This window comes from Exiguobacterium sp. A1_3_1, assembly GCF_048985645.1.
GTDB lineage: Bacteria > Bacillota > Bacilli > Exiguobacteriales > Exiguobacteriaceae > Exiguobacterium_A > Exiguobacterium_A indicum.
Genome location: NZ_WBYY01000196.1, coordinates 1 through 5,593, shown reverse-complemented (window position 1 = coordinate 5,593; position 5,593 = coordinate 1). Strand labels below are relative to the sequence as shown.

The window sequence follows — 5,593 nt, the reverse complement described above, 5'->3', positions numbered from 1 at the left end:
AGTCTCGTGGGCTCGGAGATGTGTATAAGAGACAGGATATATCCTGGCATGATACCAAGTTTCGCGACACCTGGAGTGATGACGCCCGGGCAGTTCGGTCCGATGAGACGGACTGGTTTGCCTTCGAGGTAACGTTTTACTTTGACCATATCAAGAACTGGAATACCTTCCGTGATACAGATGATCAACGCGATGTTCGCATCTGCTGCTTCCATGATTGCATCCGCTGCGAATGCTGGTGGAACGTAGATGATCGATGCGTTCGCACCTGTTTTTTCGACCGCTTGTGCGACCGTATCAAAGACAGGAACACCACCGAGTACTTCCGTACCGCCTTTTCCTGGTGTGACACCGCCTACGAGGTTTGTGCCGTAGTCGATCATCTGTTCACCATGGAACATCCCTTGGTTACCAGTAATCCCTTGAATAATGACTTTCGTCGATTCGTTCACCCAAATACTCATCTTTAGCTCCCCCTTACTTCACGAGCGCAGCGATTTTTTCTGCGCCGTCTGCCATTGATGTAGCTGCTGTAATCGCTAGACCTGAATCTTTGAGAATTTGTTTCCCTGCATCAACGTTCGTCCCTTCAAGACGAACGACGAGTGGCAATTCGAGACCGACTTCTTTTGTCGCCGCAACGATACCTTCTGCGATGACATCACATTTCATGATTCCACCGAAGATGTTGACGAAAATCCCTTTGACGTTCTCATCCGATAAGATCAGTTTGAAGGCTTCTGTTACTTTTTCCTTCGTCGCACCACCACCGACATCGAGGAAGTTCGCAGGATCACCACTGAAGTGTTTGATGATATCCATCGTTGCCATGGCAAGACCAGCACCATTGACGAGACAACCGATGTTTCCATCAAGCGCGATGTAGTTCAAATCACTCTTTGATGCTTCGACTTCGCGTGGATCTTCTTCTGTTTCATCACGTAACGCCACGATGTCCGCATGACGATACAATGCATTTGAGTCGAAGTTCAACTTCGCATCCAGTGCGAGGACTTCGCCATCCTTCGTCGTAACGAGTGGGTTGATTTCTGCGATCGAACAATCCTTGTCGACGAAGAAGTTGTAGAGTTTCGTGACCATGCCGACGAACTTGTTGACGAGCTTCACAGGAACACCCATTGCGAACGCAAGTTTACGCGCTTGGAATCCTTGAAGACCAACTGCAGGATCGACGACTTCTTTGATGATTTTTTCTGGTGTCGCTTCCGCTACCTCTTCGATGTCCATACCACCTTCGCTTGATCCCATGATGACGACACGTCCTGTCACACGATCAAGTACGATTCCAAGATAGTATTCTTTGTCAATCGCACACCCTTCTTCGACGAGAAGACGTTGAACGACTTTTCCTTCTGGACCTGTTTGGTGCGTGACGAGCGTTTTGCCGAGTAACTCCGTCGCATATTCTTTCACTTCTTCTTGCGATTTCGCAAGCTTGACGCCACCTGCTTTACCGCGTCCCCCCGCGTGAATTTGAGCTTTGACGACTTTAATCGGGCCTGACAATTGTTCTGATGCATCGACCGCCTCTTCGACGGTGAAGGCTGCGATTCCGTTTGGTACGGGTACACCGTACGAACGAAGTAATTCTTTTGCCTGATACTCATGTACATTCATGAAAAAATCCCCCTTAACCCCTTTAGTTTCGGCTCTTTCATTGTAGTTAAAATTGGAAGCGCTGTCTATCGTTATCGACCGAAAGCTTTATTTTTTCAGAATTTCATCTTGATCGAGACGATATAAAAAGGCAAATAACTCGGCAATGACACCGTATAATTCTTCCGGAATCTGTTCTGATACTTGAACAGCATCTAGTAACGTCATCAACGTTTCGTCCTGCCGGATCGGAATATCATGTTTTAATGCCTCTTCTAAAATCCGTTCTGCGATGTGTTCCGATCCCTTAGCAACGACTTTTGGAGCATGCATCTGTTCTTCGTATGATAGAGCTATTGCTTTTTTCATATATGAAGATCCACCCTTCCGTTACGCGTTGAGATATCATGCGGTACGCGCTCTTTCGTCTGTTCGACCCAATCGAATCGCGTCAATGCATAGCCTTGTTCCTCAAGACGAGTCTGAATTTGCGGTGTGTAGGCTTGCATGAACGTATTGACGTGCGCATTCGGATGAAAGACGGAAATCGAAACATTCCGGTCTGCAATCAAGACATCAACAGCGACCTCACCGAGCGTCGGTAATTGAAGATATAAGACGACACGGGCATGATTTGGATCAAACGTCCGTTCGAACGGTGCTTCCATCATGAGATCCACATCTTCGAACGGTCCAAATTGAGGTAATTGAAATAAATAGACTCCTTTCCCCGCTTCGTTCGTTGCTTGAACGAGTTGTTGCGCTAAAATCTGATCACTCGTCTTTCGATCAAGCGTTCGACCTGTCTCATCACCCTTTGCCAGTTGAACGAGTTCGGTAAGGGCGTGTTTTAACTGCTTCGCTTCTCCTTCCGTCGCCGGTTGACCAATTTGCCTTAGGAGTTCCCGTGTTTCGGCAGTCGGTACCGTCTGGCGTTGTAAAAAGGAGTCGAGTAACTGGGGGAGAGCCGACTTTTGCGGAACAGACTCGGTCGAGATGATTTTTAAAACCGGTTGTCCCTCTGCTGAAACGACTTGAAAGCGATACATGTTCCCTTCTTTTAGTTCAGCTGTCGTCCCTGCCGTCAAGACGCGTTGACCGACTTGGAGTTCCATCAATCCGTCCGGCAACAGCTTTAAAACTTTACCGACGATGTTTGCGCCTTCCCGTAACGGTAGGTTCGCATGATCGATAATTTTAAATGGAAGTAAGGCGCGATGTTCGATTTGCATGCTCGATTCCTCCTAAAGACGTTCTTTGACAGGACGGAATGTTTTCCGGTGAATCGGTGTGACGCCCAGTGTATCGAGCGCTTGTAAATGTAAGGGTATTCCGTAACCCGCGTGTGTTTCAAATCCATATCCCGGGTACTCGATCGCATATTGTTCCATCATCGCATCTCGTGTCTCTTTCGCAACGACACTTGCAGCAGCAATGGAGACACTCCGCGCATCTCCTTTGATAAGAGAGAGTTGTGGTGTATCGTCGTCGAGTGTCATCGCATCGACAAGTAAGGCATCTGGTTTGAGTTGACGAACTGCGTCTTGCATTGCCCGTTTCGATGCTTGATAGATATTGATTTCGTCGATTTCAGCCGGTTCGATGATGCCGATCGCAATCTCAGCAACTTCTTGCAGATGCTTCAGTGCCGCCTGCCTCTGTACTTTACTCATCTGTTTGGAATCCGTTAGTCCTGGATGATAGAAACCGTCTGGTAAGATGACTGCTGCTGCGACGACAGGACCAGCTAGTGGACCTCGTCCGACTTCGTCCACTCCCGCAATTCGAACGTACCCTTGCTGACGATACTCGTCTTCAAATGCGAGTCGTTCCTTGAAATCGATCCGTTGCTGCTCTTCGAGTACAAATCGTCGTTCTGTCTGACGAAACAGCGTATGCACCCCTTTTCGCGTATCTGAAGCCAGTTCCTGCTTCATTTGAATAAATTCTTCTAGTGTCGCTTTTTGCAATCGTTCTTTTACTTCTGCTATCTTCATACATCCTGCTCCTTTGAAAAAAACTTGGACATCAAAGGATGTCCAAGTCCGTTATGCATGCGTTTCCCATTCTTCGACTGTTTCAAGCGTCACCCGACCGAGCTTTTCCGTTCGTAGCTCATGCAGGAGCATTTCGCTCGTCCGCTCGAAATCGACATAGCCACCTGAGACGAAACCACGTTTTTTACCGATTGCTTCAAGTACATCAACCGCTTCTCCCGATACTTCGTCGAGTCGATAGCGCTCACGTAACTGCTCCGGATACCGTGTCTTTAGCTCACGAAGGGCAAATAGCGCGATATCGTCGATGTTTAAGATGTCATCCTTGATCGCTCCCGTCGCTGCTAACCGATATCCGACGACTTGATCGTCGAACTTCGGCCAGAGGATACCTGGTGTATCAAGTAATTCCATCTCACCTGTCTTCATCTTGATCCACTGCTGGCGTTTCGTCACACCTGGACGGTCACCCGTGATAGCGATATTTCGGCCAGCAAGTCGATTGATGAGCGTCGATTTCCCGACGTTCGGAATGCCGATGATCAAGGCACGGATCGCACTCGGATTCCGCCCTTTCTCCCGCATCCGTGCGTGTTTTTCTTTCATTAGTCTTAAAGCACCCTCATGGATTTGATTCAATCCTTTATTGTGCTTCGCGTCAACCGCGACGACATCAACACCATCTGCTCGTAATGCCTGCATCCATTGCTCCGTCACTCGTTTGTCCGCCATATCCGCCTTGTTGAGGACAATCAGTCGCGGCTTACCTGCCGTGATCTGTTCGACCATCGGGTTGCGGCTCGACATCGGAAGACGGGCATCGACGAGTTCGATCACCACATCGATCAACTTTAGTTTTTCTGTGACTTCCCGACGTGCTTTGGCCATGTGACCGGGGAACCATTGAATCGTCATATCCTTCACCTCGTTCATATATTCCTGGACTTCTTGCTGATCATACGATACATGAAAAAACATCCACTCCCTAGTATACGCAACTTCAGACAAGAAAAGAAGATGAGCTGCTTACTTTTAAAGGCAAGCGTCTCATCTTCGTTCGTTTTAATCGACAGAGCGTACATCATTGAATGGATAGAAGACGAAGTTCGTCGTTCCGACGATTTGATCTTCATCCACAAAACCGATATCACGACTATCTTTTGAATTTTGACGATTATCTCCCATGACGAATATTTTTCCTTTTGGAACAGTCGTCTCTCCTGTTCGCTCTTCAAGCGTGAAGTCTTCCGTCAATGGCACACCACTCATCTGGGCTTTGTATTCTTTCAAATACGGTTCGGCGACTTTCTTATCGTTGACATACAATGTATCGTCTTTGTAATACATCGTATCTCCCGGAACAGCGATGACCCGTTTGATGTAATCTCGCGTTTCCGTTGCATGGAAGACGACGATATCGCCTCTTTCTGGCTCATTAAAATAATATGGGATCTTATTGACGATCATTCGATCCGCATTGTGTAAGGTCGGCATCATCGATTCCCCATCAACAATCACAGGTACGAACAGGAATGTTCGAATGATGAACGCGATGACGAGCGCTACGACAAGCGCCTTTACCCAACTGAATAACTCCTTCACGAATTCCACTCCCTTGATAAACACAATTTCTTCCTAAGGACTAGTATACGCATAAACAGCAAAAAAAAGAAGCTTGTCCGGAGACAAGCCACTTTTTCACATGATTAACGACGAATTTCTTTAATACGCGCCGCTTTACCACGAAGGTTACGGAGGTAGTAAAGTTTCGCACGACGGACTTTACCGTAGCGAACGACTTCGATTTGTGCAACACGTGGTGAGTGGAGCGGGAAAGCACGCTCAACGCCAACTCCGTAAGAAATTTTACGGACTGTGAATGTTTCACTGATGCCGCCACCGTGACGTTTGATGACTACGCCTTCGAAGAGCTGAATACGCTCACGCGTACCCTCGACGACTTTAACGTGTACACGGAC

General features: G+C 47.7%; 8 protein-coding genes. All 8 read right to left on the bottom strand.

What is annotated here, in order from left to right; translation table 11 throughout:
• A partial coding sequence (locus F8N00_RS15815; RefSeq protein ID WP_421018547.1) for a succinate--CoA ligase subunit alpha occupies window positions 1–464 on the bottom strand: 464 nt, incomplete at its 3' end.
• 13 nt (window positions 465–477) lie between these two features.
• Window positions 478–1,638 (bottom strand): ADP-forming succinate--CoA ligase subunit beta, encoded by a 1,161-nt coding sequence (sucC, locus tag F8N00_RS15810; protein WP_023468732.1) that lies wholly within the window; start codon window positions 1,636–1,638, stop codon window positions 478–480.
• Window positions 1,639–1,725: 87 nt separating this feature from the next.
• A complete protein-coding gene (locus F8N00_RS15805; protein ID WP_023468733.1) occupies window positions 1,726–1,986 on the bottom strand; it encodes an EscU/YscU/HrcU family type III secretion system export apparatus switch protein in 261 nt (86 codons plus the stop codon).
• Complete coding sequence (locus F8N00_RS15800) at window positions 1,983–2,849, bottom strand: flagellar hook-length control protein FliK (RefSeq protein ID WP_421018546.1); 867 nt, start codon at window positions 2,847–2,849, stop codon at window positions 1,983–1,985. The genes F8N00_RS15805 and F8N00_RS15800 overlap by 4 nt, the downstream gene beginning before the upstream one ends.
• 12 nt (window positions 2,850–2,861) lie before the next feature.
• Window positions 2,862–3,614 carry a ribonuclease HII gene (locus F8N00_RS15795; RefSeq protein WP_421018545.1) on the bottom strand — a complete coding sequence of 251 codons (753 nt, stop codon included), beginning with the start codon at window positions 3,612–3,614 and terminating at the stop codon, window positions 2,862–2,864.
• Between the two features lie 51 nt (window positions 3,615–3,665).
• Window positions 3,666–4,529 carry a ribosome biogenesis GTPase YlqF gene (gene ylqF, locus F8N00_RS15790; protein WP_035396901.1) on the bottom strand — a complete coding sequence of 288 codons (864 nt, stop codon included), beginning with the start codon at window positions 4,527–4,529 and terminating at the stop codon, window positions 3,666–3,668.
• A 147-nt stretch (window positions 4,530–4,676) separates the two neighbouring features.
• Window positions 4,677–5,216 carry a signal peptidase I gene (gene lepB / locus F8N00_RS15785; protein ID WP_313123113.1) on the bottom strand — a complete coding sequence of 180 codons (540 nt, stop codon included), beginning with the start codon at window positions 5,214–5,216 and terminating at the stop codon, window positions 4,677–4,679.
• Window positions 5,217–5,320: 104 nt separating this feature from the next.
• Window positions 5,321–5,593 (bottom strand): 50S ribosomal protein L19 (gene rplS / locus F8N00_RS15780; RefSeq protein ID WP_421018544.1); only part of this gene is annotated, 273 nt, incomplete at its 5' end.

Coding starts and splice junctions, on each gene's coding strand:
- sucC (WP_023468732.1), bottom strand. CDS start 1,638: ATGAATGTACATGAGTATCAGGCAAAAGAATTACTTCGTTCGTACGGT.
- F8N00_RS15805 (WP_023468733.1), bottom strand. CDS start 1,986: ATGAAAAAAGCAATAGCTCTATCATACGAAGAACAGATGCATGCTCCA.
- F8N00_RS15800 (WP_421018546.1), bottom strand. CDS start 2,849: ATGCAAATCGAACATCGCGCCTTACTTCCATTTAAAATTATCGATCAT.
- F8N00_RS15795 (WP_421018545.1), bottom strand. CDS start 3,614: ATGAAGATAGCAGAAGTAAAAGAACGATTGCAAAAAGCGACACTAGAA.
- ylqF (WP_035396901.1), bottom strand. CDS start 4,529: ATGACGATTCAATGGTTCCCCGGTCACATGGCCAAAGCACGTCGGGAA.